A 24,562-nucleotide genomic window follows, 5' to 3' on the forward strand; every position below is an offset into this window, starting at 1 on the left:
AACATACAAGGGGCGGCAATGACGATGGCATACAAGGGGGCGGCCGCGGCCGCTGGCGACGATGCGCGCAGAAAGCGCACGCGGCGCGTGGTGATGGCCTCCGTCGCAGGCAACGCGATGGAATGGTATGACTTCTTCATCTACGGCACGGCGGCGGCGCTGGTGTTCGGCGAATTGTTCTTTCCCAAGGGCACCGATCCGCTGCTGGGCACCATGGGGGCCTTTGCAGGCTTCGCCGTGGGATTCCTGGCGCGGCCGCTGGGCGGCGTGATCTTCGGCCATATCGGCGACCGCTACGGCCGCAAGCTGGCGCTTGAGTGGACCCTGGGCCTGATGGGCGCGGCCACGTTCCTGATCGGGTTGCTGCCCACCTACGATCAGGTGGGCTTCTGGGCGCCGGTGGCCATGGTGGTGCTGCGCATCCTGCAGGGCGCGGCTGCGGGCGGGGAGTGGGGCGGCGGCGTGTTGCTGATCAGCGAGGCGGTCGGGGGCAAGCGCCGCGGCTACTTCTCGTCCTTCAGCCAATTGGGCGTGGCGGGCGGCTTCGTGCTGTCATCGGGTGTCTTCATGCTGGCACAGCAGCTGCCGCAGGAGGCCTTCATGAGCTGGGGCTGGCGCCTGCCGTTTCTCTTGAGCGTGCTGATCTTCGGCGTGGGCCTGTACATCCGCAAGCACATCCCGGAAAGCGATGAATTCGTGCAGGCCGCCAAGACCGCCAAACGCGGCATGCCGGCGGTGGAAGTGTTTCGCCGCTATCCGCGCCAGGTCTTTACCGCGATGGGATTGCGCGTGGCCGAGAACGGCGGCTCGTACATCTTCCTGGCGTTCGCGCTGGCCTATGGCAAGTTCCTTGGCATACCCAACGACGTCATGCTGGGCGGCGTGCTGGTGTCGATGTTCATCGAACTGGGGACCCTGGTCTGGTTTGGCCACCTGTCCGACCGGATCGGCCGGCGCACGGTGTACTTGATCGGTTCGGCCGGCCTGGTGCTGGTGGCCTTTCCGTTCTTCTGGCTGGTGCAGACCAAGGAGCCGATGTGGATCTTCCTGGCGTTTTTCCTGGGCAACACGGTGTGCCATGCCGCCATGATCGGGACCCAGCCGGCGTACTTCGCCGAACTGTTCCCCGCGGAAGTCCGCTACACGGGACTGGCGCTGGGGCACGAACTTGCCTCTGTTTTCGCCGGGGGCTTGTCGCCGCTGATCGCCATGGCGCTATTGCGTAAGTATGAATCGGCGACGCCCGTGGCGTGGTTCCTGGTGGGCATGGCCGCGGTTACCGTGCTGACCTTGTTGCTGACGCGCGAACCGCCGCGCGAGGAGTCGGCGTGAGCGCGGCCCGCGGCCCGGGCATCATCGGCGTGGGCGAAACGCCCGCCCTGCGCCATCCCGGTCCCATGATCAGCACGGCCGGCCTGATGGCCGAGGCGATCACCCAGGCGCTGCGCAGCGCTGGGTTGGCGCCAGATCGCGTGGACGGATTGGGCGTGGCCTCGTTCACGCTGCGTCCGGACCGCGCCATCGATCTGGCGTGGCAGTTGGGGCTGCGGCTGAACTGGTGCATGCAGGACGAGATGGGCGGCGCCAGCGCCATCAATCTGCTGCGCCAGGCCTGGCTCGCGCTGGAAGCCGGGCAGGCCGAGACGATCGTGCTGGTGGCGGGAGACCATTTCACCGGGGCCGATTTCGCCGGACTGGTGCGCGGCTATAACCGCAGCGCGCGCGACTATCTCAGTCCCTTGGGCTGCGAGGGCCCGAACCCCTTGTTCGCCATGCTTACGCAACGGCAGATGGCGCAGACCGGGCTCACGCGGGAAGACTATGGCGCGCTGTGCGTGGCGCAACGGCAATGGGCGGCAGCGAATCCGAATGCCGCGTATCGCCAGCCCCTGAGCCTGGAACAGTACCTGGCGGCGCCCATGGTCGCGCCTCCCTTGGGGCGCATGGATTGCGTGCCGGTGGTCAGCGGCGCTTGCGCGCTGGTGTTGAGCGCGCGTCCGGCGGGGATCCGCGTCAGGCTGCTGGCTAGCGATGCCCGCTATAACGGTGACCAGCAGGAAGGAGACGGGCTGCAGACCGGTATCGCCGAATTTGCGCTCGCGCTCTGGCAGCGCGCGGCCCTGGGGCCGGAGCAAATGGACGTAGTCAGTGTCTACGATGACTATCCCGCCATGGCGCTCGCGCAGCTATGCGATCTGGGTTTCGCCAGGACGGACGATCTGCCGGGATTCATCGCGCGCCGCCTGGCTGGCCGCGACTTGCCGGTCAATACCGCGGGCGGTCAGTTGTCCGCGGGGCAAGCCGGCACGGCGGGCGGCATGCATGGCCTGGTCGAGGTGGCTCGTCAACTGCTGGGGCAGGCGGGCGACCGGCAGGTGCGCGGCGCGCGCCATGGCGTAGCCACCGGCTACGGCATGGTGCAGTTGCGCTACGGCATGTGCGCCAACGCCGCGGTGTTGGCCCGGGAGGAAGCATGAGCATCAAGGTCAGCCAATGTTGCAGCTGCGGCCATCTGGTCTATCCCGCCCGCTTGTGGTGTCCGGCTTGCGGCGATGATCAGGCGCGGGCAACTGCGGTCGAACATGCGGAGCTGCAGGCCTGGACCGTGTTGCCGTCCAGGGACGGCGCGCCTGCCACGGTAGTCGCGACCGTCCGGGCGCTGCCTGCGGGACCGGTGCTGGTTGTGCGCCTGGAAGAATCTCCCGTCCAGGCAGGCCAGCGCTTGTCGCTGTTCGAACGGGATATGGATGGGCAGGCTTTGCCCTGGGCCCGTGTCCCGGCCGAGCCGCAAACCTGAAGGGTGTCCCCTCAATCGCCGCTGGCCGGCTCCTGGATCGCATCCAGGCGCTGGGCCAGCGAGGCGGCCGACAGCTCGCCCACGCGCAGGTCCACCAGCCGCCCCTGGGCATCCAGGAACAGCGTGGCGGGCAGGCCGCGGTTGCTCATCTGGCGCGAGGCCGCGCCTGCGGGATCCAGCAGCACGTTGCGTAGGGACGGCGCATGCTGTGCGAGGAACTCCGTGACGTCGGGCGGGGCCTCGGCCTGGTTCAGGAAGACGAAATTCACGCCGGAATGCGCCGCCTGCGCCGCGGCGAAGGCGGGCATTTCGCGGCGGCAGGGCGGGCACCAGCTCGCCCACAGATTGATGACGGTGGGCTTGCCCTGATAGGCCGCCAGTCCGGCCGGCCCGCCGTCCAACTGATGCAGGACCAGCTCGGCCAGTTCGGGTTGCGCCTGGGGCGTGGGCGCGAGCCAGCGTCCGCCGCCTATCCAGACCACGCTTGCCAGCGTCAGCGCGCCCAGCAGGGCGGGCCGGGGCGCCTTGCGGCGCAGCGCTGCGTACAGCGTATAAAGCCAGGCCGCGGTCAGCCCGGCCATGCCGGCCCAGCCGCCGTCGCGCAGGTCCAGAATGCGCAGCGGGTTCTCCAGGAAATGCGCCGGGTATTGCCAGACGAAACCCAGCCGGGCGACGATCAGGCCGATGATGAGCGCGCGCCATAGCACCGCGCCGGTGTCGGGCGGCGCGATGGTCGCGGCCGCCTGCTTGCGGGTAAACAGCTTGGCGGCCAGCAATCCGATGGCGGCGGCAACGATAAGAACCAGCAGCTCCGAGGGAAAGACAAGGGGGCCGATGCGGATGGCGGGCGTCATGAAAGTGCCTGCGGCGGGCGTTGAGGATCAGGCCGCATGTTGCAGCTTGGCCGGCGCCTGGGCGATGCGGCGCGTGATTTCCGTGGCGGCGCGGAGTATCAGGCCGGCCAGATAGTCCTCGCGGAACGCCGCGTAGGCGTCCTGCGCGCCGATGATGGTGATGCTGCCCAGCACATGGTTCTCTTCATCGAAGATCGGCGCGGCGATACCGGTCTTGCCGGAATCCAGCTCCCCCGACGATACGCAGTAGCCGGCCTTGCGCACCTGCAGCATGGCGCGGGAAAACGCTTTCCAGTCGGGCCCCAGCCGCTGCATGTCAGGCGACTGCGCATGCTCGTCGTACACCCGCCGCAACTGGCGCGGCCCCAGATTGGCCAGGATCACGCGCGCGGTCGCGCTGCGCAATAGCGGCATGAAGCGGCCGCGGCCGAAATTCAAGGCTTGGGTATTGCGGCCCGGCTGCTGATGCACGTTGATCACTTTGTCGTCATAGCGCGCGCTGAGCAGCACGTCCAGCCCGGTCTGGCCGGACAGTTCCTCGATCAGGTCGCGGCTGACGGTCAGCATGGGGTCGTATTCCCGCATCTGCAGGTCCAGCGCGATGATGCGCGGCCCCAGCGCATAGCCGGCGGGCAGGCGCACCAGCAAACCGCAGGCGCACAGTTCGCGCACGTAGCGGTAGGCGGTGGCGGGCGCGTAGCCGCGCAGTTGGCAGATGGCGTCGACGTCCAGGACCGGCCGGTCGGGCTGAAAGAGGTCCAGGACATCGAGCATGCGGCGAAGACTGTTCATGGGTGCGAGGTGTGGGGAAAGCTGACGTGCTGCGAGGGTGCACCAAGGGGCGCGTATTGGCAAATCGCCGCGCCGCGCGCGGCGCGCATGCGTGCGTATAGAAGATCCGCGCAGAACTATCAAATAGATAATTCTAATAAATTATCAGGCATCAATCCGCCAAAAGAAATTGCACATTTATCAAATTACGATAAAGTAGCAAAAAAAGGAGGCGGTAATCATGAGCGGAGCCAGTGTCTTGCTGGAGGCCTTGCGCAAGCAGGGCGTGGAAGTCTGTTTCGCCAATCCCGGCACGACCGAGCTGGACTTGGTGCGGGCCATGGAGGAGGTGCCCGGCATGCGTTGCGTCGTCGGCCTGCAGGAGAACGTCTGCACCGGCGCGGCCGATGGCTACGGCCGCCTGACCGGCAAGCCGGCCGCGACCCTGCTGCATCTGGGGCCGGGATTCGCCAACGGCATCGCCAATCTGCACAACGCGCGCCGCGCCCGTACCCCCATCGTCAACATCATCGGCGACCACGCCAGCTGGCACTTGGAGTGCGACGCGCCGCTGACCTCGGACATCGAGTCGCTGGCCCGTCCGGTATCGGGCTGGGTGGAACGCATCGCGTCCGCCCAGGACGCCGCCAGCGCGGCGCGCGCCGCCGTGCGGGCCAGCCTGGCCGATGGCGGCCAGGGCGCGACGCTGATCTTTCCGGCGGACTTCCAGGCGGAAAGCGTCGTGGACGAGCCCGCGGATGTCGCTGCCGTCGAGGCCGCTTCGGAACCTGTGGCCTTCGACGCCGCCAGCGCATGGCAGCGGCTGAGCCGGGCGCAAAACCCGCTGTTCCTGCTGGGCGGGGGCGGGCCGGCCAGCGGCCTGGGCCGCCGCGCGCAGATTGCCGCCGCCCGCTTGTGCGCGGCGCTGGGCGGCAAGGCTTACGCCGAGACTTTCCCCGCCAGATCGGAGCGCGGCCGGGGCCTGCCGGACTTCGACCGGCTGCCGTACTTCCCGGAACCGGCACGCGCCGCGCTGGACGCGGCCGATCTGGTGGTGCTGGTGGGGGCGCTGCCGCCGGTGACCTACTTCGGCTATGCCGGCCACCCCAGCCGGCTGGTGCCGGCGGAGCGCCTGCTGGAGCTGGCGGCGCCTGGCCAGGATGCCGCGTCGCGCCTGGAAGCGCTGGCCGAGCTGGCGGGTGCGCCTGTTTTTGCGCCCGCCGCGGCGATGCTCCCCGAGCCCGTCCCGGGCGTCTTGACGCCGCAGTCGATTGCCGCCGTGGTGGCGCGCGCTTTGCCGGATGACGCCATCGTCTCGGTCGAGGGCGGCACCTGCGGTTATCCGCTGTACGCCGCGTCCGCCGGCGCCGCGCCGCACACGGTGCTGACCAATACCGGCGGCGCCATCGGCCAGGGCCTGCCCGTCGCCATGGGCGCGGCGATCGCCTGCCCGGACCGCCGCGTGGTGGCCGTGCTGTCGGATGGCAGCACCCAATACACGATCCAGACGCTGTGGTCGCTGGCGCATGAAAACCTGCCGGTCACGGTGCTGATCGCCGCCAACCACCAATACGCCATCCTGCGCAACGAGCTGCGCCGCGGCAATGCCGTGCTGGGCGAACGCGCCGCCGAACTGACGTCGCTGGACCGCCCGCGCATCGATTGGGTCGGGCTCGCGTCCAGCTACGGGGTACAGGCCAGCCGCGCCGCCACTGCGGAAGAACTAGCCGCGCAGCTGGAGTCGGCGCTGCGCCAGCCGGGACCGGTCCTGATCGAGATGGCGCTGTAGGCGCCGCCATATACAAGGAGCTTCAAAGCATGGACTTGCAACTCAAGGGGAAAGTCGCAGTGGTCACCGGCGGCAGCCTGGGCATCGGGCGCGCGGTGACGGAAGCGCTGGCGGCCGAGGGCGTGCGCGTGGCCATCGTGGCGCGCCGCCAGGCGCAGCTGGACGAGGTGGCCGCCGAGATCACCAAGGCCACGGGCGTGGAAGTGCTGGGCGTGGCCGCCGACGTGTCGGACACGGCCCAGGTCAACGCCATGATGCAGCGCGTGGCCGAACACTTTGGCCGCATCGACATTCTGGTCAACGGCGCCGCCCATCCCGGCGGCCTGGTGCGCAGCGAGATCGACGAGGCCGATCCCGAGGGTCTGCTGGAAGACATCAACATCAAGGTGGTGGGCTATATGCGCTGCGCCAAGGCCGCGGCGCCGCACATGCGCCAGGGCGGTTTCGGCCGCATCGTCAACATCGGCGGCCTGACCGGGCGCGGCAGCAAGCAGCTGTCGGGCATGCGGAATGTGGCCATCTGCCACCTGACCAAGACCCTGTCGGACCAGTTGGGTCCGCACGGCATCACGGTCAACGTGATCCATCCCGGCGTGGTCGAGACGCCCCACATCCACGAACTGTACGAAAAGGAAGCCGCCAGGCAGGGACTGACCGCCGCCCAGGTCGAGGCCAACTATGCCAAGGCCACGCCCATACGCCGGGTGCTGCAGCCGGCGGAGATCGCCGACGCGGTGCTGTTCCTGGCATCGCCGCGGGCAGGGGCCATTACGGGCGAATCGCTGGGGGTGGACGGCGGCATCACGCGCGGCATCTTTCTTTGAACCGCTGATTCTTGTTCGGGAGTCTGAATATGCAAGGCACGATACTGGTCGGCACGGCTGGCCAAGGAATACTGCGCAGCGTGGACGACGGCGCTACCTGGCATCGCCTGGGGCTGAAGGAAGCGATCGAGTTCGACGGCACGGTGCGCAGCCTGGCCGTGGACCCGGCCGACCCGCGCCGCGTGTTTGCCGGCGCTGACGTTGGCATGTGCGTCAGCACCGACGGCGGCGCGCATTTCACCCGGGTCGACAGCCCGATGAACGGCATGACCGTCTGGGCCATCGCCATCGATGCCAAGGATCCGCGGCGCATGTATGCGGGTACTGGCGCGCCGTCGCGCGCCGCCATGTTCCGTTCGGTGGACGGCGGCGCCAGCTGGCAGCGGCTGTCGCCGGAATTGCCGGAGTTCTGCCGCGGCGTGAACCGCCCGCGCATCCTGTCGGTCTGCGTCGATCCGGACGATGGCCGCGAAGTCTGGTTCGGGGTCGAGGAAGGGGGGCTTTGGCACAGCCGCGATGGCGGCGACAACTGGTCGCGCCAGGACGAGGAGGGCAATGCCGACGCCATCGCCAACCCCGACATCCATTGCGTTGCGGTGCTGCCGGCCACGGCCAGCGCGCCCAAGACGGCCATGGTGCTGACCGTGAACTCCGTCTATCTCAGCGAGGACGGCCGGCGCTGGGACGGCGTGGCGTCGAAGTCGCGCTTCGATGGCATGTACTACACCCGTACCGTGCAGGCGCTGCCGGACGACCCCGACACGCTGCTGCTGGCCATCGGCGACGGCACGCCCGGCACGCGCAGCAAGATCTACCGCTCGTCCGACCGGGGCCGCAACTGGCAGCCGGCTTTGCTGCACACGGCGCCCAATTCCACCTTCTGGGCCTTCGGCGTGCACGCCGCCGATCCGCGGCTGGCCTTTGCCGGCACCAAGTACGGCCATCTGTTCCGTTCTACCGACGGCGGCCGCAGCTGGTTCAAGGAATGGCGCGATTTCAGCGAAATCACCGCCGTGGCCTGGACGCCGTACGCCGCGCCCGTGACCGCGCATCCCCAGTCCATCAACTGATACCCAAGCCCGAGACCGCCATGTCCACGAATACCACGCTTGCGCCGGCAGACCGCCGGCCGCGCATCGCGCGCACCCACCTGGCCCTGTTCGTGCGGGACCCCTTCGCTTCGGCGCCCTGGTACGAATCCGTGCTGGGCATGCAGGAGACGGCGCGCGGCGAGCAATGGGTGTTCCTGTCCTTCGGGCGCAAGCACCACGACATCGCCCTGATCCGCGCGGCCGAAGGCGAGCCCGCCCGCGGCCCGGTCAACATGCAGCACTACGGCCTGGAGATCGAGGGTGACGTGGACGAACTGCGCCGCCTGTACGGCATGTTGCTGGCCAAGGGCGTTGAGGTGGTGAAGATCACCGACCACAAGGTGGGCTACGGGCTGTATTTCTCCGATCCCGACGGCCACCGCTTCGAATTCTTCTGCGAGACCGTGCACGGCGACGAAGAGGGCAAGCAGGTCCTGCACGACCACAACGCGCCCAGCGTCCCGATGACGCTGGAACCGCTTTGAGCGCCCGCTCGGCGCATCCATTCCCGATCCGACACTTTCTGGAGCATCCATGAGCAACACCAACTTCGGCCCTTACCGCATCCGCAAATGGTATTTGCAGATCGAAGACACCCTGGCCACCGAGACCGGCGAACCGGCTGACGGCGAACCGCTGCGCAAGATCGTCGTCGCGGCGGCGCTGCACAACCCCTATGCGGGCCGCTTCGAGCGCGACCTGTCGGCCTACGTCGAACCCTCGGGCATGCTGGGCGAGGAATTCGGCCGGCGCGTCATCGCAGCCGCTGGCGGCCAGCCGCTGGAAAGCTACGGCAAGGCCTGCGTGGTGGGCACGGACGGCGAGTACGAGCACGGCAACGCGCTGCTGACCACCATCTTTGCCGAACCCGTGCGTGCGGCGCTCGGTGGCGGCAAGGCCTGGGTCCCGTCCACCGGCAAGCGCGGCGGTCCCGGCACCGTCATCGACATTCCGCTGGCGCACAAGGACGCGCTCTATGTCCGTTCGCACTACGACAGCGTGAGCGCGCTGTTCGGCGACGCGCCCAACCGCGACGAAGTGCTGATCGCCTTCGCCTTCGCTACCCGCGGCCGCCTGCATGCGCGCCTGGGCGGCATCCCCGCCAGCGAAATCCAGGGCAAAGACGGACTCTGCTGAAGGAACCCGACATGCAACGTCGCGACACCGACATCGCCGTCAACGGCATGACCCTGCATCTGACCGAGTGGGGCCCGCAGGACGGGCGCCCGCTATTCATGCTGCATGGCATCCGCGGCTACGCCGAGACCTTTGCCGGCATCGCGCAGGCCTTGCAGCCGGACTTCCGCGTGCTGGCCTATGACCAGCGCGGCCGCGGCGCCAGCAGCTGGGATCCGGGGCGCAACTACTACACCGACGCCTACGTGGACGACTTGGCGGGCGTGGCCGACGCCCTGGGTTTGGACAGTTTCGACCTGCTGGGCCACTCGATGGGCGGCATCGCCGCCATTGTCTTCGCTGCCCGCCATCCGCGGCGCGTGCGGCGCCTGATCGTCGAGGACGCCGGACCCGCTGCATTTGAAGGCAGCGCGGGCGCGGCGCGCATCCAGCGCGAACTGCGCGAGACGCCCGCGTCCTTTCCCGACATCGGCGCGGCCCGCGAGTACCTGCGCGCCTTGCGGCCCAGCGTGACCGAGGCCGCCCGCGAGGAACGGCTGCGGCACATGCTGAAGGAGGACGGCTCGGGGGGCTGGACCTGGCGGCACGACCATGCCGGCATCGCCGCCACCCGGCTGGACCCCGATCCGGCGCGCGTGGTGGACCTGTGGCCGCAAGTGGCGGCGCTGGCGTGTCCGACGCTGGTGGTGCGCGGCGGGCGCTCGGACTACCTGCAAGCCCAGACCGCCTGCGATATGGCGGCGCGCAACCCGAACGTGGAGTGGATCGAGATCGCCGGCGCCGGCCATTACATCCACGACGACCAGCCCGAGGTCTTCAATCAGGCCGTGGGCGGGTTCCTGCGGCGCGCCTGACCCGCCGCCCGCAAGGCCAACAACAAGAATCCAAGGGAGAGCCAATATGGCGCATATCGTAGAAGTGCCGGTGCTGGTGGTGGGCGCCGGGCCGGTCGGCGTGACGCTGGCCAACCTGCTGGGCAGCTATGGCGTGGAAACGCTGGTGCTGGAGCGTAACCAGGACGTGCTGGACTATCCGCGCGCGGTGGGCCTGGACGACGAGGCCATGCGCACTTTCCAGAGCGCGGGCCTGGCCGACGAGATGCTGCGCGACATGATCCAGAACGTACCCATGCGCATGTACACGCGCACCAAGCGCTGTTTCGCCGAGATCCTGCCGGCCACGCGCGAGTACGGCTGGTATCGCCGCAACCTGTTTTCGCAGCCCTTGGGCGAACGCACCCTGCGCGCCGGGCTGCAGCGCTTTCCGCATGTGACGCTGGAACTGGGCAGCGAGCTGCTGTCGCTGCAGCAGGACGAGCGCGGCGTCACGGTGCGGGTGCGCCAGGCCGACGGCGCCGAGCGCGAGATCCGCGCGCAGTACCTGCTGGCCGCCGACGGCGGGCGCAGCACGGTGCGCGAACGCCTCTTGCAACTGCCGTTCGACGGCAACACCCATCCGCGCAAGTGGGTGGTCATCGAATGCGACCAGGATCCGCTGGACGCGCCTTACACCGCGCTGCATTGCGAGCCGCGCCGCCCCTATGTCTGCCTGCGCCTGCCTTACGGCCTGCGGCGCTGGGAGTTCATGCTGTTCCCCGGCGAGGACGGCGAACAAATGCTGCAGCCGGAAAAAGTGCAGGAACTGCTGCGCCACCACGTGGCCGACCCCAGCAAGCTCAATGTCATCCGCGCCCGCGTCTATACCCACAATTCCCGCGTGGCGCGCAGCTTCGTCTCGGGCCGCGTTTGCCTGGCGGGCGACGCCGCGCACCTGACCCCGCCCTGGATCGGGCAGGGCCTGAACGCCGGCCTGCGCGACGCCTTCAACCTGGCCTGGAAGGTGGCCTGGATCGTGCAAGGCCGCCTGGACCCGGCCGCCTTGCAGAGCTACCACGACGAACGCCACAGCCACGCGCGCGCCATGATCTCGCTGGCCGACATGTTCGGCGCCATGCTGTCGCAGACCAACCCCGTGCTGGCGGCGTTGCGCGACACGTTCTTCCTGTCGATCCGGAATATTCCGAAGATCCGGGACTATGTGCTGCAAATGAAGTTCAAGCCCATGCCGCGCTACAGCCGCGGCGTGGTGGGCGATAGCGCGGACCGCGCGCAGCGCGAGTGCATCGGCCGCATGTTCATCCAGCCGCTGGTGGAATGCGAGGACGGCGCCACGCTGCGCCTGGACGAGGCGCTGGGCGCGGGCTTCGCCCTGATAGGCTGGCGCCGCGATCCGCGCGCCGGGCTGCCGCCGGCCCTGCGGGCGCAGCTGGACAAGCTGGGCTGCCGCTACGTGGCGGCGCAGCGCGCGCGCAGCGGTTGCGATCCCGAAGCGCTGCAGGCCGGGGCCTTGCCGGTGTTGCAGGACACGGAGAACGCGCTGCACTTCTGGTTCCAGCGCACGCGCGCCGACTGGGTGCTGGTGCGTCCCGACCGCTACGTGGCGGCGCTGGGCCGCAGCGAGGACGCGGCCGACGCCCTGGGCCGCTTTGCCGTCCGCTTCGTGCCTGGGGCAACCCAGGCAGCCGCCCAGCCGGCGGACAACGCCGCACACGTGCCCGGGGCCATCCTGAACGGAGCGCAGCCATGAACGCGTCCGCCCCGGTCGCGAACCCCAAGGTCCGCAACGTCCTGTTCATCATGTGCGACCAGCTGCGCGCGGATCACCTGTCCTGTTACGGCGGCGCCGGCGCCTTGCGCACGCCCAATATCGACCGGCTGGCGCGCATGGGCGTGCAGTACGACCGCGCCTACGTGACGTCCGCGGTCTGCGGCCCGTCGCGCGCGTCGTATTACACCGGCCGCTATCCGCTGTCGCACCGCGTCACCTGGAACCGCGTGCCGCATCCGGTGGACGAATGGTGCCTGGGCGAACACCTGGCCCAGGCCGGGCTGCCGCTGCACCTGCTGGGCAAGACGCACTTCGTGCCGGACCGCGCCGGATTGCGCGCCAAGGGCTACGCCGCCGAAGACGAGCAACGCTTCCTGCAGGGCGGATTCGTGCCGATCGAACGCTACGACGGCCATTTCGAACTGGCCAAGGACAGCCCGTACCGCCGCTATCTGCGCGAACGCGGCTACGACAGCGAGCGGCCCTGGGAAGACTATGTGGTGGGCAGCCAGGCGGCCGATGGCAGCCTCGCCAGCGGCTGGCTGATGCGCAACGCGCCGCTGCCGGCCCGGGTGGACGCGGCCGATTCCGAGACGGCTTACCTTACGGACCGCGCCCTGGGTTTCATGCGGGAGCAGGGCGACCAGCCCTGGGCGCTGCATCTGTCCTACATCAAACCGCACTGGCCTTACAAGGCGCCGGCGCCTTACCACGCCCTGTTCGGCGCGGATGACTGCGCGCCGCCCGTGCGCTCGCAGGCGGAACGGGAACGCCCGCATCCGGTGCACGGCGCCTACCAGCGGCTGGAGGAGTCGGAGTCCTTCGCCCGCGACGAGGTCTGGCGCAGCATCCGGCCGGTCTACATGGGGCTGGTCAAGCAGATCGACGACCAGATCGGCCGGGTGCTGGACTTCCTGGAGCGCAGCGGCCGGCTGCAGGACACGCTGATCCTCTTCACCTCGGACCACGGCGACCACCTGGGCGACCATTGGCTGGGCGAAAAGGAATACTTCTACGACAGCGCCATGCGCGTGCCTTGCCTGGTCTATGACCCGGCGGCCGCGGCGGACGCGACCCGCGGCACCCGCAGCGACGCCTTCGTCGAATGCATAGATATCGTTCCCACGGTGCTGGACGCGCTCGACCTGCCACCCCAGGCGCACCGCGTCGAGGGCCGGTCGCTGCTGCCCGGGATTCGCGGGGAGTCCGGTTCGGCGCCGCCCGCGCGCGAGTATGTGGTCGGCAGCCTGGACTACGCCTACCGCGAGGCCCGATTGTTTCTGGGGCGCGGCGAGCGGGAATGCACTGGGCTCATGCTGCGCGACGAGCGCTACAAGTACCTGCACTGGCAAGGCTATCGCAGCCAGTTGTTCGACCTGCGCGACGATCCCGGTGAACTGCACGATCTGGGCGCCGATCCAGGCATGGCGCCGGTCGCGGCCCGGATGCGCTCGGCGCTGCTGGACTGGCACCAGGGCCTGAAGCGCCGCGCCAGTGAAACCGACGAGGAGGTGCGCGAGCGCACGCATGCGCACGAACGGATGATGGGCATTCTGATCGGCCGCTGGTGAAGCGCGCCGGTCCTGATCTGGGTTTCCAGCCGTCCAGGGCCGTTCTGGCCCTGGGCGGCAATTCAGTCGCCGGCTTCGACCGGAACGACGCATACAAGGGGAAGTACCATGGGATCGCCGTACCGTTGTTGTTTTCAACCTGTATTGTGGGCGGCGCTCGCGCTGCTGCCGGCCGCGCAGGCCGCGGCCCAGGCCTGGCCGTCGGACACCGTGAAGATCGTGGTCCCGTATCCGCCCGGCACCGAGCCCGACGTGCTGGCGCGCGACCTGGGTAACCGCCTCTTCAAGGAAAGCGGCAAGACCGTGGTGGTGGAGAACCGGCCCGGCGCCAACGCCATCATCGGCAGCGACTACGTGGCCAAGGCGGCGGGCGACGGCAACACCCTGCTGATGGTGGACCGGCTGGCGCTGGAGACCAATCCCTTCCTGTACGCCAAGGTGCCGTACCGTTGGCAGGAAGACTTCAAACCCGTCACCGACCTGGGCCAGGTGCAGTTGTACGTCGCGGTCAGCAACGCCTTTCCGGCCAAGACCTACAAGGAATTCATCGACTACGCCCGCGCCAATCCGCAGCGCATCAATGTCGGCACCGGCGGCCAGGGCCACGTGAACCACCTGGGCATGGCCATGCTGGCCAGCGCCGAAGGGGTGCAGTTCACCTATGTGCCGTTCAAGGGCGTGGCGCCGGCGATGACCGCGACCATGGCCGGCGACGTGGACAGCGTCATGGCCGGCGGCCTGGCGGTGTCGGAACAGTACAAGGCCGGCAAAATCCGGTTGCTGGTGGCCGGCGCCAACCAGCGCGCCGCTATGCTGCCCGACGTGCCGACCCTGCAGGAGGCCGGCGGCAAGGCCGGCAGCATTCCGTCCACGGTCTTCACGCTGTTGGCCCCGGGTAAGACCCCCGACGCGCTAGTGGCCCGGATCAACGAGGCGGTGACGGCGGTCACGGCGGATCCTTCCTTCCGCCAGACGTATGAGGCGCGCGGCCTGCTGGTGCGCGGTTCAACGCCCGAGGCCACCCTGGCCGCCATGAAGGAGGAGGCCGGCCGCTACGAAACCCTGATCAAGGCCGCGGGCATCAAGCAGGATTGACGCGGGCTCCGGGCGTCGCCGGGCGGCGGCGACCCGCGCTTTCCTGTGGTATCTGCCAGGGGGGGACGGCTCGCGCCCCCGCAAGAGGATAAAATACCGGCTCGCGGCTTTTTGACTGGCCATTCCGGCATTCTTCATTCTTGCGCCCGGCGCATCCATAACGATGAAAAAATTGACAGCTGTACTCCTCGCTTCCGCCACCGCGCTGCTGACCGCTTGCGGCCCCAGCGACAATGCGCCCGCCGCCGGCGCGCAGGCGCCTGCCGCCGCCAAGAAGGTCGTGGTTGGCCTGGATGACAACTTCCCGCCCATGGGTTTCCGCGACTCGAACAACCAGATCGTCGGTTTCGACATCGACATGGCCAAGGAAGCCAGCAAGCGCCTGGGCCTGGAAGTGGAGTTCAAGCCCATCGACTGGAGCGCCAAGGAAGCCGAACTCAACGGCAAGCGCGTCGACGTGCTGTGGAACGGCCTGACCATTACCGAAGAGCGCAAGAAGAACATCAGCTTCACCGCCCCCTACATGGCCAACCACCAGATCATCATCGTGGGCAATGCGTCCCCCGTGAAGCTCAAGACTGACCTGGCCGGCAAGGTCGTGGGCGCCCAGGACGGCAGCAGCGCCACCGACGCCATCGCCAAGGACCCGGTCGCCGCCCAGATCAAGGAAGTCAAGAAGTTCGGCGACAACGTCACCGCGCTGATGGACCTGGCCGCCGGCCGCCTGGACGCCATCGTGGTGGACGAAGTGGTGGGCCGCTACCTGATCAGCAAGCGCGCCGGCGAATACCGCGTGCTGGACGAGAACTTCGGCACCGAAGACTACGGCGTGGGCGTGCGCAAGGACGACACCGAACTGCTGGGCAAGCTGGACAAGACCCTGGATTCGATGAAGCAGGACGGCACCGCCGGCCGCATCGCCACCCAGTGGTTCGGCGCCAACATCATCAAGTAAGGGGCCAGCGGCGCCCGCGGCCATCGCGCCCGGACGTCCAGACCCAAGTTCCATAGCCCGCCGCGGCGCCGGTGCGCCAGGCGGGCTTGCTCATGAATCGATCCAACCTTGGCGTCCACGGACGCTGACGGCGCGAACCCACTGCATGGACTACGTACTCTCCCTATTGGGGCCATTGGCGCAAGGCGCGAAAGTCACCTTGACGCTGTTTTTCATCACGCTGGCGCTGGCCGTCCCCCTGGGGCTGGTGCTGGCGCTGGTGCGGATCTCGAAATGGCGGCTGGCCAGCAACCTGGTCAATGGCTATATCTGGCTCATGCGCGGCACGCCGCTGATGCTGCAGATGCTGTTCATCTACTTCGCGCTGCCGTTCGTGCCCGTGATCGGCATCCGGCTGCCGGATTTCCCGGCCGCCGTGGTGGCCTTCGCGCTGAACTACGCGGCTTACTTCGCCGAGATCTTCCGCGCCGGCATCCAGTCGGTGGACCGCGGCCAGTACGAGGGCAGCAAGGTCCTGGGCATGACCTATCTGCAGACCCTGCGCCGCATCGTGCTGCCGCAGATGGTGCAGCGGGTGCTGCCGCCCATGAGCAACGAGACCATCACCCTGGTCAAGGACACCTCGCTCATCTACGTGCTGGCGCTCAACGACATCCTGCGCACCGCGCGCGGCATCGTGCAGCGCGATTTCACGACCACGCCGTTCCTGGTCGCCGCCGCCTTCTATCTCATCATGACGCTGATCCTGACGTGGTTCTTCCAGCACATGGAAAAGCGCTATGCCAAATATGACCAGTAATTCTCCGTCCGCGCGTCCCGTCATGATCGAGGCCCGCGAGATCATCAAGTCGTTCGGCCCCAACCGCGTGCTGGACCGGGTTTCGCTGAGCCTGGGCCAGGGCGAGGTCGTCGCGGTGATCGGGCCGTCGGGCTCGGGCAAGAGCACCTTCCTGCGCTGCCTGAACCACCTGGAAACCATAGACGAGGGCAGCATCGAGGTCGAAGGCGAAGCCATGGCCCGTGCCGTGCCCGGCGGGCGCAGCCAGTACGCCAGCGACGCCGACGTGCGCCGCATCTGCCGCAAGATGGGCATGGTGTTCCAGTCGTTCAACCTGTTCCCGCACATGACCGTGCTGCAGAACATCATCGAGGCGCCCATCACCGTCAAGGGCATGACGCGCGCCCAGATCATTCCCAAGGCGGAAGAACTGCTGCGCAAGGTCGGCCTGCTGAACAAGCGCGACAACTATCCGACGCGCCTGTCCGGCGGCCAGAAGCAGCGCGTGGCGATCGCCCGGGCGCTGGCCATGGAGCCGGACATCATGCTGTTCGATGAACCCACCTCGGCGCTGGATCCGGAATTGACTGGCGAAGTCCTGCGCACCATGAAGCAGCTGGCCGACGAACGCATGACCATGCTGGTCGTGACCCATGAAATGGGCTTTGCGCGCGAGGTCGCGCACCGGGTCATCTTCATGGACGAGGGCCGCATCGTCGAGGAAGCGCCTTCGGCCGACTTCTTCCGCGCGCCGCGCGAAGCGCGCAGCCGCGAATTCCTGGCGCATATGCTCTGAGGATGCGCCGCCGTCGCATGAAGAAAGCCCGCTATGGCGGGCTTTCTTCATTTTTCGAAGGTTTCACTCCCCGTCAGCGGCTGCCGAAAGCGCCGGGGCACGACCATGGGGCTGCCGGTTTCGGGGTCGGGCATGACGCGGCAATCCAGATCGAAGACATGGCGCATCATGTCCTCGGTCACGACCGGACGGACATCGCCGTGCGCCGCGATCCGCCCATCGCGCATCATCACGATCCTTTCAGCGTAGCGCAAGGCCAGGTTGAGGTCGTGCAGCACCACCACCAAGGTGCGTCCGGCGCGGTGCAACCGGGCGCATAGCTCCAGCAGGTCAAGTTGGTGGCGGATGTCGAGGAAAGTGGTGGGTTCGTCGAGCAGCATGATGCCGGCTTCCTGGGCCAGCACCAGCGCCAGCCAGGCGCGCTGGCGTTGGCCGCCGGAGAGCGTGTGCACGGCTTCATCGGCGATCCCGTCCAGATCCGTGGCCGCCAGGGCCGCGTCGACGGCGCTGGCGTCCGCTGCTGACCATTGCCGCAACACGGACTGATGCGGATAGCGGCCGCGGGCGACAAGGTCGCGGACGGTGATCATCTCGGGCGCAATCGGGTGCTGCGGCAGGTAGGCCAGGCGGCGTGCTACCGCTTTTCGGCGCAGGCTGGCGAGGTCGGCGCCGTCGAGCAGGGCGCGGCCCTGGCCGGGAGTCAGGGCGCCGCCCAACACGCGCAGGAGCGTGGATTTGCCGCAGCCGTTGGGGCCCAGGATTACGGTGAACGAGGCCGGCGCGATGTCCAGCGTCAAACTGTCCAGTACGCGGCGGGCGCCGTAGGACAGGCTGACGTCGCGGAGTTGGAGGACGGGTGTGGGCGTTGTGGCAGTCACGTTGAGACCTTGCGCCATTCGAGCATGAGCAGAAATGCGAGATAGAGGCCGCCGATGCCTGCGGTAAGCACGCCTACCGGCAAGCCGTTGGCGCCAGCCGAACGCGACAGCAGATCGGCGCCTGCCAGCAGCACGGCGCCGGTCAATGCGGCCAGCAGGGGTTGCGGGCCGTCGGCAGGCACGCAGCGCCGCGCAATCTGCGGGGCCGCAAGCGCAATGAAGGCGATGGGGCCGGCGACGCTGACGGCGGCGGCCGCGGCCAGCACGGCCAGCAGCGTCGCCGCCAGGCGGTTGGACCCGGGGGCGACGCCCAAGGCGTGCGCGACGTCGTCGCCCATTTCCAGCAGCCGCAGGCGCGCGCTCAGGCCGAGCGCCAAGGGCAGCAGCAGCGCGCAGGCCGTGGCGATCAGCGCAACATCGTTCCAGGTCTTGCCGGCCAGATTGCCGTTGAGCCAGGTCGCGGCCAGATGCGCCTGTTCGCGGCGCAGATTGGAGAGACCGTACTGCACGAAGGCGAAGGCGATGGCGGCCACCGCGATGCCCGCGACCACCATGCGTTGGGGCGCGGAGAAACCCGCGCCGGATCCAAACCAGACCCCCGCCGTCGCCAGCAGCGCCCCGCCTGCGGCGCCCCACGCCAGCGGCATCGCTCCCGGCCAGACCATTGTCACCGCCACCGCGCCCGCCGAGGCGCCCGCGGTGAGGCCGATGATGTCGGGGCTGCCCAGCGGGTTGCGGGTAATGCTCTGGAACAGCGCGCCCGACAGGGCCAGCGCGGCGCCGGCGCCCAGCGCGGACAGGGCGCGCGGCAGTCTGACCGTGTAGATCAGCCAGTGCTCGATTGCAGTACCGCCGCCCGCCAGGATCCGTCCAAGACCGGACCAGCCTGGTCCTTGCTCTCCGGTCAACAGGGCGCCCGCAATCGAGGCAAGGGCCAGCGCGGCCAGCAGCAAGGCGTAGGCCAGCGCGCGTGGCGTGTAAGGGAGCGACAGCCATGCGCTGACGCGCAGCATACGCCGCCGGCCGCTCATGGAGGGCTCCCGGGCTGGCGGCGCAACGCCGCCAGCAGGAACGGCGCGCCGAGGAACGCGGCCACCACGCCGGTCAACAGTTCTGCCGGCGCCCGCAGCAGGCGCGCCAGGATGTCGGCCGCAAGCATCAGAAGGGGACCCAGCAGCAGGCAGTAGGCGAGTTGCCAGCGCAGGTCGGGACCGCCGATACGGCGGGCGATATGCGGAACCGCCAGGCCGACGAAGGCGATAGGGCCCACGGCCGCGGTGGCGGCGGCGGCCAGGACAGCGACGCCGAGCAGGCCCAGCGCGCGGTACAGCCCGGCGCGCACCCCGAGCGCCTGGGCCAGCGCCTGTCCCAGCGCCAGGACGTTCAAGGGCCGGGCCAGCGCAAGCGCCAGCAGCAGGCCGCCGCCGATATAGGGAGCGGCCCGGGCCGCTTCGGCCAGGGAGCGGCCCGCCAGCGAGCCGACGGCCCAGAATCGATAGGCGTCGAAAATGTCCTCGCGCAGCAGGGCCACAGCCTGCACGTAGGCAAACAGCACCGCGTTGACCGCCGCGCCGGCCAGGATCAGACGCACCGGCTGCAGGCCCCGGCCGCCGGCGCCGATCAGATAGACGGCCACGGCCGCGGCCAGCGCGCCAGGCAGGGCCGCCCAGAACGGATGGGCAGGCAGGCCGCCGAGCACGAGGGCGGTGGTCACGATGGAGGCAGCGGCGCCGGCGTTGATGCCCAGCAGGCCGGGTTCCGCCAGCGGATTGCGGGTCAGGGCCTGGATCAGCGCGCCAGCCACAGCCAGCGCCGCGCCGGTCAGCAAGGCCAGCAAGGTGCGCGGCACGCGCGACGCAACCACCAGCGCGGCGTAACTGTCATCGGCTTGGAACAGGGCTTGCCAGACCGAGGCGGGCGACAGATTACGTGAACCGAGCCAGAGGCTGCCCAGGGTGGCGGCGGCGAGCAACAGACAGGCGGCGCCCAGGCCGGCGGCACGGGCGGACTTATTCATTTCGCGCTCCGGGGCCGGCTTCGGCGCGCTTGGCAGCGGCAGCCAACGCCGGCGCCAGCCTGCCCAGCATCCAGTCCACGGCCAGCGGCGTCCCCGAGGACGAGGCCATGATCAACGCCGGGTCGCTCAGCGCCACGTAGGCGCCGCGCTTCACGGCGGGGATGGAGGCGAACAGGGGCAGCGTCGCGGTCCGGTCGCGCTCCTGGGGGGTATAGAACCAGGACACCAACACGTCGGCGTCGCCCAGTGCGTCGGCATGCTCGAAACCCAGATAATGGGCGAAATGGCCGGCGCTGGCGTGCAGGCCTTGCATGGACGGCGCCAGTTTCAGGCCCATGGCGGCAATCGTGTCCACGCGCGGATCTCCCGCCACATAGGCCGCGAAATTGCCCGAACCCAGGTCGGCGCGCACATAGGCGAAGGTCTTGCCGGCCAGCACGGGGTGGTCGCGCGTGGCCTGCGCCAGTGCGCCGCGGATCTGCGCCTTGAGCGCCGCGGCCTGTTCGCGCTGGCCCAGCGCGGCGGCGACCAGGTCGATCTGCGTATCCACCGGGGTCAGGAATGGCTGTTCCGGATAGGCCACCACCGGCACCAGCCGCGACAGTTGCGCATAGGCCTCGGCGCTGACGCCGGAAAAAGGTGCCAGCACCAGGTCCGGCCGCAGCGCGACGATGGCTTCGACGTCCAGCTCCGGAAACATGGCGATGGTCTGCGGCAGCGGCGCGCCGCGGGCCTCGATCGCGGCACGTACCCAGGGCCAATAGTGGTCGGCGTCGCCGCCCCAGTCGGCCCGGCCCACCCCGACCGGGACCACCCCCAACGACAGCGCCAGATCGTCGGCGCCCAGGCCCAGCGTGACCACGCGTTTGGGCGGAGCCGCGATGACGGCCCGACCCAGAGCGCTGTCTATCGTGACGGGAAAGCCATCGGCCCGGACCGCCTGTGGCGCTGGAACGTCCGGCGCATCGGCAGCGCGATCGCAGGCCGCCAGGGCGAGCGAGGCCAGGCAGGCGGCGCCAGCCCGCAGGATCACACGCTTGAAACTTGAGAAGCCAAGACGCATCGTGCCGGCAGATCCCCCGATCAATATTGAGCCCTGAGCGTCAGCATCACGTTGCGGGGCGCGCCCCACCAGCCCTGGCTGAAAAAGCCGATCTGGTCGTAATACTTCTTGTCGAACAGGTTGTTCACGTTGAGGGTGGCCGAGACTTGCTTGCTGAACTCGTAGCGCGCCATCAGGTTCACCAGCATGTAGCTGCCTTGCTCCACGTCCACGTTGCCGCGCGGGCTGGGGGCGGTCTGGTACATGCGGCTTTGCCAGTCCATGCCGCCGCCCACCGTCAGCCGGTTCAGGTCGCCAGGCAAGCGGTAGGTGGTATAGAGCTTGAACAGGCTGCGCGGATGGCTGGTGTTGATGGGCTTGCCGTCGGCGTCCTTGGCGGTGAAGTGCGTGTAGCTGGCCGCGATGTTCCAGTTGGGCATGATCTGCCCGGTGGTTTCCAGCTCGAAGCCTTCGACCTTGGCGCCGGATGCCGCGCGATAGGCCTGCGTGCCCGGCAAGCCTATGACCGACTCGCCGGGAATGGCCTGCGCCAGGTTGTTCTGGCGGGTCTGGTACAGCGACACGGCCGCGTCCAGCAGGCCGTCCAGGTAAGACGCCTTCAGGCCGATCTCGTAGCTCTTGCCGTCGATGGGCGGCAAGATGGCGCCGCTGGGCGTGCGCGCATTCTGCGGCTGGAAGATCTCGGTGTAGCTGGCGTAGGCGGTGTAGGTCTTGTCGATGTCGTAGATCAGGCCCGCGTAGGGCGTGAACTGGTCGTTGATCTTGTACTCGCGCTTGCTGCCGAAGTAGGTCTGGTTCGTCTCCCAGTTGCTCCAGCGTCCGCCCACGATCAGGTGCAGCGGATCGGCCAGCGAGAACCGGCCCACGGCGTAGGTCCCGGTCTGTTTGACGCGCATGTCGTCGGCGGGCGTCTTGCGGCTGGACCATGTCGGTTCGGCGATATGGTCCTGGCGCCAGTCGAAGAAGCTGCCGATGGCGGGCTTGGCGCCCGTCATGAGGTATTGGCCGATGTCGCTGTGGTCGTCCACGCTCATCCAGCCCAGGGCCAGTTCGTGCTTGCGGCCGAACAACTGGAACGGACCCGACAGCGTCAGGTTGATGTCGTCGCGCGAGCGATCGCCATCGTAGTTGTTGAAGTTGCTGCTCATGCCCGTGCCGCTGGCACGGTCCGGATAGCCGCCGCGATAGAGCTGCTTCATGCGGTATTCGCCGTCATTGTGGCTATAGGCGGCGCGCACCTTCCAGTCGTTGGCGAAGCGGTGGCTCAGGTCCACGAAGGTGGTGGTCGATTCGGTATCGATGCGCGCCCAGCGCGTGTTGTTCGCCACGGACCGGTTGAAGTCGGTGCGCGAGCCGTCCGAATAGAACAGGGGAAACCCGCTGCCGAAGCCATTGCTCTGGTTGCGCTGATACTCCAGGCCGACGGTGAGCAGCGTATCGGGAGTGAGGTCGGCGCTGATGACGCCGTAGAGCGTGCGCTTGCGTGAATCCAGGAACGTCACGTAGCTGTCGCCCTGGCTGTAGGCGGCGACGAAGCGCGAGCGGATGCGTCCGTTCTCCGTCAGCGGTACGGACAGGTCGGCGTCGCCGCGCACGTAGTCCCAACTGCCGGCGCTGGCGCTCCCGGACAACGCGAATTCGCGCAGCGGCTTCTTGCGGATGAAGTTCACCGCGGCGGAGGGATTGCCCGAGCCGGTCATCAGGCCGGTGGCGCCGCGTACGATTTCGACGCGGTCGTAGATGGCGGCGTCCATGTCGGTGGAACCGTAGTTCCATTGGCTGAGGATGGGCGCATTCAGGCCGTCGAACTGGAAATTGTCGATCGCGAAGCCGCGCGCGGAGAACGACAGGCGGTTGCTGTCGCTGCGCGTGACGGAGATGCCGGGAGCGCTGGCCAGGATGGAACCGGTATCCTGCAAACCCTGGTCTTCGATTTGCTGGCGCGTCACTACGCTGACCGATTGCGGCGTCTCCCGCGGCGATAGCGTCAGGCCGGTTGCAGTGCTCATGGCCTCAGTGTTGTAGGCATGGGTGCCTTCGGTGGTGCCGGCGATGCCTGTGCCCCTGACCGTGACGGCGGGGAGTTCGGCGGGATTGTCGGCGCCCGATGACGAGCTGGATTGCGCACTGGCTGCGTGATAGGGCAAGGCAGAGCACAGCAAGGCCGTCCGGACGGCCAGGGTAATCAGATGCGCCCGGCGCGTAAGCGCGGGGGGCGGGGACAGTGCGGGGGACATGAACACAAGCTCCAGCTGAAAGATTTGGTAATGAGAATTATTGTTTTTGCTGGAGACTTGAACGTATGCCGGAGGATGCGATGCGTATGCTGAACGCCGCCGGATCAACCCGATCGGGCGTTCGCCAAAGGCGTGGACTGCCGTTGCAGCCAGGCCCAGCCTGCCGCGCTTGCGGCGACGCAGGCCAACATCGCAAGCGCCAGGGCCAGGGGCTGGCCATAGATCATGGGTACGCCCCAGCCGCTGGCTACCGAGAAAGCCAGCATCTGGGTGAAGCCGAGCATCGAGGCGGCGGTGCCGGACAGTCCTGGCGCACGGGCGAGAATGTGCAGGGTCATGCCGGGGACGCACATGGCCAGGCCGCAGGTATAAAGGCCGGGCAGGATCACCGCCCAGGGCAGGGCGGGCCGTCCGGCGCCCGCGGCGTATATGACGCTCGCGAGGCAACTGCCGCCCATCAGCGCGTAAGCGAGCCAGGTGATGCGGTGGTCGCTCCAGCGCCCGGCCTTGCGCGCCGCGAACAGCGCGCCCGCCATGGCGCCGATCACGAGCGGCACGAACAGATACGCGAAATCCGTTTCGGGCAGGCCCAGGACGTTGGCGATGAAGTCCGGCGCGGCGCCGATGAGGAAACCCTGGGCCGCGAAGATCAGGCTGAAAGCGATAGCGAGTGCAGCGAACCGCCGGTCCGCAAGGACCATGCCGTAGCCGGAAGCCAGTGAGCGCCAGGACAGCGGCCTGCGCCGGCTGACGGGTAACGTCTCGGGAAGCTTCCAGGCGCACAACGCCCAGGCCGTCGCGGCCAGCGCGGCGAGCATCAGGAAGACGGCACGCCAGCCCAGCTGCGCCGCCAACTGGCCGCCGATTATGGGCGCCAACGCCGGCGACAGATTGAACACCAGGATCAGATAGGACATCACGCGCTGCGCCGCCGGTCCTTCGTAGCAGTCGCGCACGATGGCCTGGCCCACCACGATGCCGGCGCCGGCGGAGAGGCCTTGCAGCGCCCGCGCCGCCAATAGCCAATCGAAGCTCGGCGCGGCGACGGCCAGCGCGCTGCCGCCGATATAGCAGACCAGCGCCGCCAGGATGACGCGGCGCCGGCCCAGCGAGTCGGACAGCGTGCCATGCAGCAACAGCATCGCCGCGTAGCAGAACATGTAAACGCCCAGGGTCAGCTGCACTGTTTCCTGCGGCACGCCGAACTCCCGCTCCAGCGCGGCGAAGGCGGGCAGATAAGCATCGACCGTGGCCGGGGCGACGCAGGCCAGCAGGCCCAGCATCAGCACCATCATGGGAAAG

The 24,562-nt window shown here is 68.3% G+C and carries 23 protein-coding genes; 15 read left to right on the top strand and 8 right to left on the bottom strand.

The genetic code is table 11. The annotated features are described in order from the left end of the window. Positions 1-18 precede the first annotated feature (18 nt). The 3 genes from IPU70_RS13015 to IPU70_RS13025 are packed head-to-tail and all read left to right on the top strand — an operon-like array spanning position 19 to position 2,797. A complete protein-coding gene (locus tag IPU70_RS13015) occupies positions 19-1,332 on the top strand; it encodes an MFS transporter (protein WP_207467785.1) in 1,314 nt (437 codons plus the stop codon). Then, positions 1,329-2,477, top strand: a complete 1,149-nt coding sequence (locus tag IPU70_RS13020) for a thiolase family protein (protein ID WP_207467787.1) — start codon at positions 1,329-1,331, stop codon at positions 2,475-2,477. Before IPU70_RS13015 ends, IPU70_RS13020 begins: the two co-directional genes overlap by 4 nt. Further along, positions 2,474-2,797, top strand: a complete 324-nt coding sequence (locus IPU70_RS13025) for a zinc ribbon domain-containing protein (protein WP_207467789.1) — start codon at positions 2,474-2,476, stop codon at positions 2,795-2,797. Before IPU70_RS13020 ends, IPU70_RS13025 begins: the two co-directional genes overlap by 4 nt. 11 nt (positions 2,798-2,808) lie before the next feature. Here the strand turns inward: IPU70_RS13025 and IPU70_RS13030 are convergent, their stop codons facing one another. Next, the gene (locus IPU70_RS13030) at positions 2,809-3,651 is read right to left on the bottom strand and encodes a TlpA disulfide reductase family protein (RefSeq protein WP_207467791.1); all 843 of its coding nucleotides are present in this window, start codon (positions 3,649-3,651) and stop codon (positions 2,809-2,811) included. Positions 3,652-3,678: 27 nt separating this feature from the next. Next, positions 3,679-4,443, bottom strand: a complete 765-nt coding sequence (locus IPU70_RS13035) for an IclR family transcriptional regulator (RefSeq protein WP_242702462.1) — start codon at positions 4,441-4,443, stop codon at positions 3,679-3,681. 220 nt (positions 4,444-4,663) lie between these two features. On the opposite strand from IPU70_RS13035, the gene IPU70_RS13040 reads away from it, so the two are divergent. From IPU70_RS13040 to IPU70_RS13095, 12 genes are all read left to right on the top strand, one after another. After that, positions 4,664-6,211 (top strand): acetolactate synthase large subunit, encoded by a 1,548-nt coding sequence (locus IPU70_RS13040; protein ID WP_207467793.1) that lies wholly within the window; start codon positions 4,664-4,666, stop codon positions 6,209-6,211. A gap of 29 nt (positions 6,212-6,240) precedes the next feature. After that, positions 6,241-7,035 (top strand): SDR family NAD(P)-dependent oxidoreductase, encoded by a 795-nt coding sequence (locus tag IPU70_RS13045; RefSeq protein WP_207467795.1) that lies wholly within the window; start codon positions 6,241-6,243, stop codon positions 7,033-7,035. Positions 7,036-7,064: 29 nt separating this feature from the next. Further along, positions 7,065-8,105, top strand: a complete 1,041-nt coding sequence (locus IPU70_RS13050; RefSeq protein WP_207467797.1) for a glycosyl hydrolase — start codon at positions 7,065-7,067, stop codon at positions 8,103-8,105. A gap of 20 nt (positions 8,106-8,125) precedes the next feature. Then, positions 8,126-8,611 (top strand): VOC family protein, encoded by a 486-nt coding sequence (locus IPU70_RS13055; protein WP_207467804.1) that lies wholly within the window; start codon positions 8,126-8,128, stop codon positions 8,609-8,611. A 49-nt stretch (positions 8,612-8,660) separates the two neighbouring features. Next, positions 8,661-9,263 carry an amino acid synthesis family protein gene (locus IPU70_RS13060; protein WP_207467806.1) on the top strand — a complete coding sequence of 201 codons (603 nt, stop codon included), beginning with the start codon at positions 8,661-8,663 and terminating at the stop codon, positions 9,261-9,263. Between the two features lie 11 nt (positions 9,264-9,274). Beyond that, positions 9,275-10,117 (top strand): alpha/beta fold hydrolase, encoded by an 843-nt coding sequence (locus tag IPU70_RS13065; protein WP_207467808.1) that lies wholly within the window; start codon positions 9,275-9,277, stop codon positions 10,115-10,117. Positions 10,118-10,163: 46 nt separating this feature from the next. After that, entirely contained in the window at positions 10,164-11,849 is a 1,686-nt protein-coding gene (locus tag IPU70_RS13070; RefSeq protein ID WP_207467809.1) for a bifunctional 3-(3-hydroxy-phenyl)propionate/3-hydroxycinnamic acid hydroxylase, read from the top strand. Next, the gene (locus IPU70_RS13075) at positions 11,846-13,441 is read left to right on the top strand and encodes a sulfatase-like hydrolase/transferase (RefSeq protein ID WP_207467811.1); all 1,596 of its coding nucleotides are present in this window, start codon (positions 11,846-11,848) and stop codon (positions 13,439-13,441) included. Before IPU70_RS13070 ends, IPU70_RS13075 begins: the two co-directional genes overlap by 4 nt. A 144-nt stretch (positions 13,442-13,585) precedes the next feature. Then, complete coding sequence (locus tag IPU70_RS13080; protein ID WP_242702463.1) at positions 13,586-14,536, top strand: tripartite tricarboxylate transporter substrate binding protein; 951 nt, start codon at positions 13,586-13,588, stop codon at positions 14,534-14,536. 163 nt (positions 14,537-14,699) lie between these two features. Then, a complete protein-coding gene (locus IPU70_RS13085) occupies positions 14,700-15,491 on the top strand; it encodes an amino acid ABC transporter substrate-binding protein (protein ID WP_207467815.1) in 792 nt (263 codons plus the stop codon). 145 nt (positions 15,492-15,636) lie between these two features. Next, positions 15,637-16,290 (top strand): amino acid ABC transporter permease, encoded by a 654-nt coding sequence (locus IPU70_RS13090; protein ID WP_013393691.1) that lies wholly within the window; start codon positions 15,637-15,639, stop codon positions 16,288-16,290. Between the two features lie 22 nt (positions 16,291-16,312). Continuing rightward, on the top strand, positions 16,313-17,065 hold the full coding sequence (locus IPU70_RS13095; RefSeq protein WP_207467846.1) for an amino acid ABC transporter ATP-binding protein: 753 nt from the start codon (positions 16,313-16,315) through the stop codon (positions 17,063-17,065). A 47-nt stretch (positions 17,066-17,112) separates the two neighbouring features. Here IPU70_RS13095 and IPU70_RS13100 read toward each other — a convergent pair whose 3' ends face one another. The 6 genes from IPU70_RS13100 to IPU70_RS13125 form a co-directional block, all read right to left on the bottom strand. Further along, positions 17,113-17,961 (bottom strand): ABC transporter ATP-binding protein, encoded by an 849-nt coding sequence (locus IPU70_RS13100; protein ID WP_207467817.1) that lies wholly within the window; start codon positions 17,959-17,961, stop codon positions 17,113-17,115. Next, entirely contained in the window at positions 17,940-18,974 is a 1,035-nt protein-coding gene (locus IPU70_RS13105) for an iron chelate uptake ABC transporter family permease subunit (protein WP_207467819.1), read from the bottom strand. The genes IPU70_RS13100 and IPU70_RS13105 overlap by 22 nt, the downstream gene beginning before the upstream one ends. After that, entirely contained in the window at positions 18,971-19,960 is a 990-nt protein-coding gene (locus IPU70_RS13110) for an iron ABC transporter permease (protein WP_207467821.1), read from the bottom strand. The genes IPU70_RS13105 and IPU70_RS13110 overlap by 4 nt, the downstream gene beginning before the upstream one ends. Continuing rightward, positions 19,953-21,023 (bottom strand): ABC transporter substrate-binding protein, encoded by a 1,071-nt coding sequence (locus IPU70_RS13115; protein ID WP_207467823.1) that lies wholly within the window; start codon positions 21,021-21,023, stop codon positions 19,953-19,955. Before IPU70_RS13115 ends, IPU70_RS13110 begins: the two co-directional genes overlap by 8 nt. Positions 21,024-21,043: 20 nt before the next feature. Beyond that, positions 21,044-23,260, bottom strand: a complete 2,217-nt coding sequence (locus IPU70_RS13120) for a TonB-dependent siderophore receptor (protein WP_207467825.1) — start codon at positions 23,258-23,260, stop codon at positions 21,044-21,046. A 104-nt stretch (positions 23,261-23,364) separates the two neighbouring features. Continuing rightward, on the bottom strand, positions 23,365-24,562 hold a 1,198-nt coding region (locus IPU70_RS13125), incomplete at its 5' end, for a multidrug effflux MFS transporter (RefSeq protein ID WP_371818932.1).

The organism is Achromobacter sp. SD115 (assembly GCF_017355315.1).
GTDB lineage: Bacteria > Pseudomonadota > Gammaproteobacteria > Burkholderiales > Burkholderiaceae_B > Achromobacter > Achromobacter xylosoxidans_B.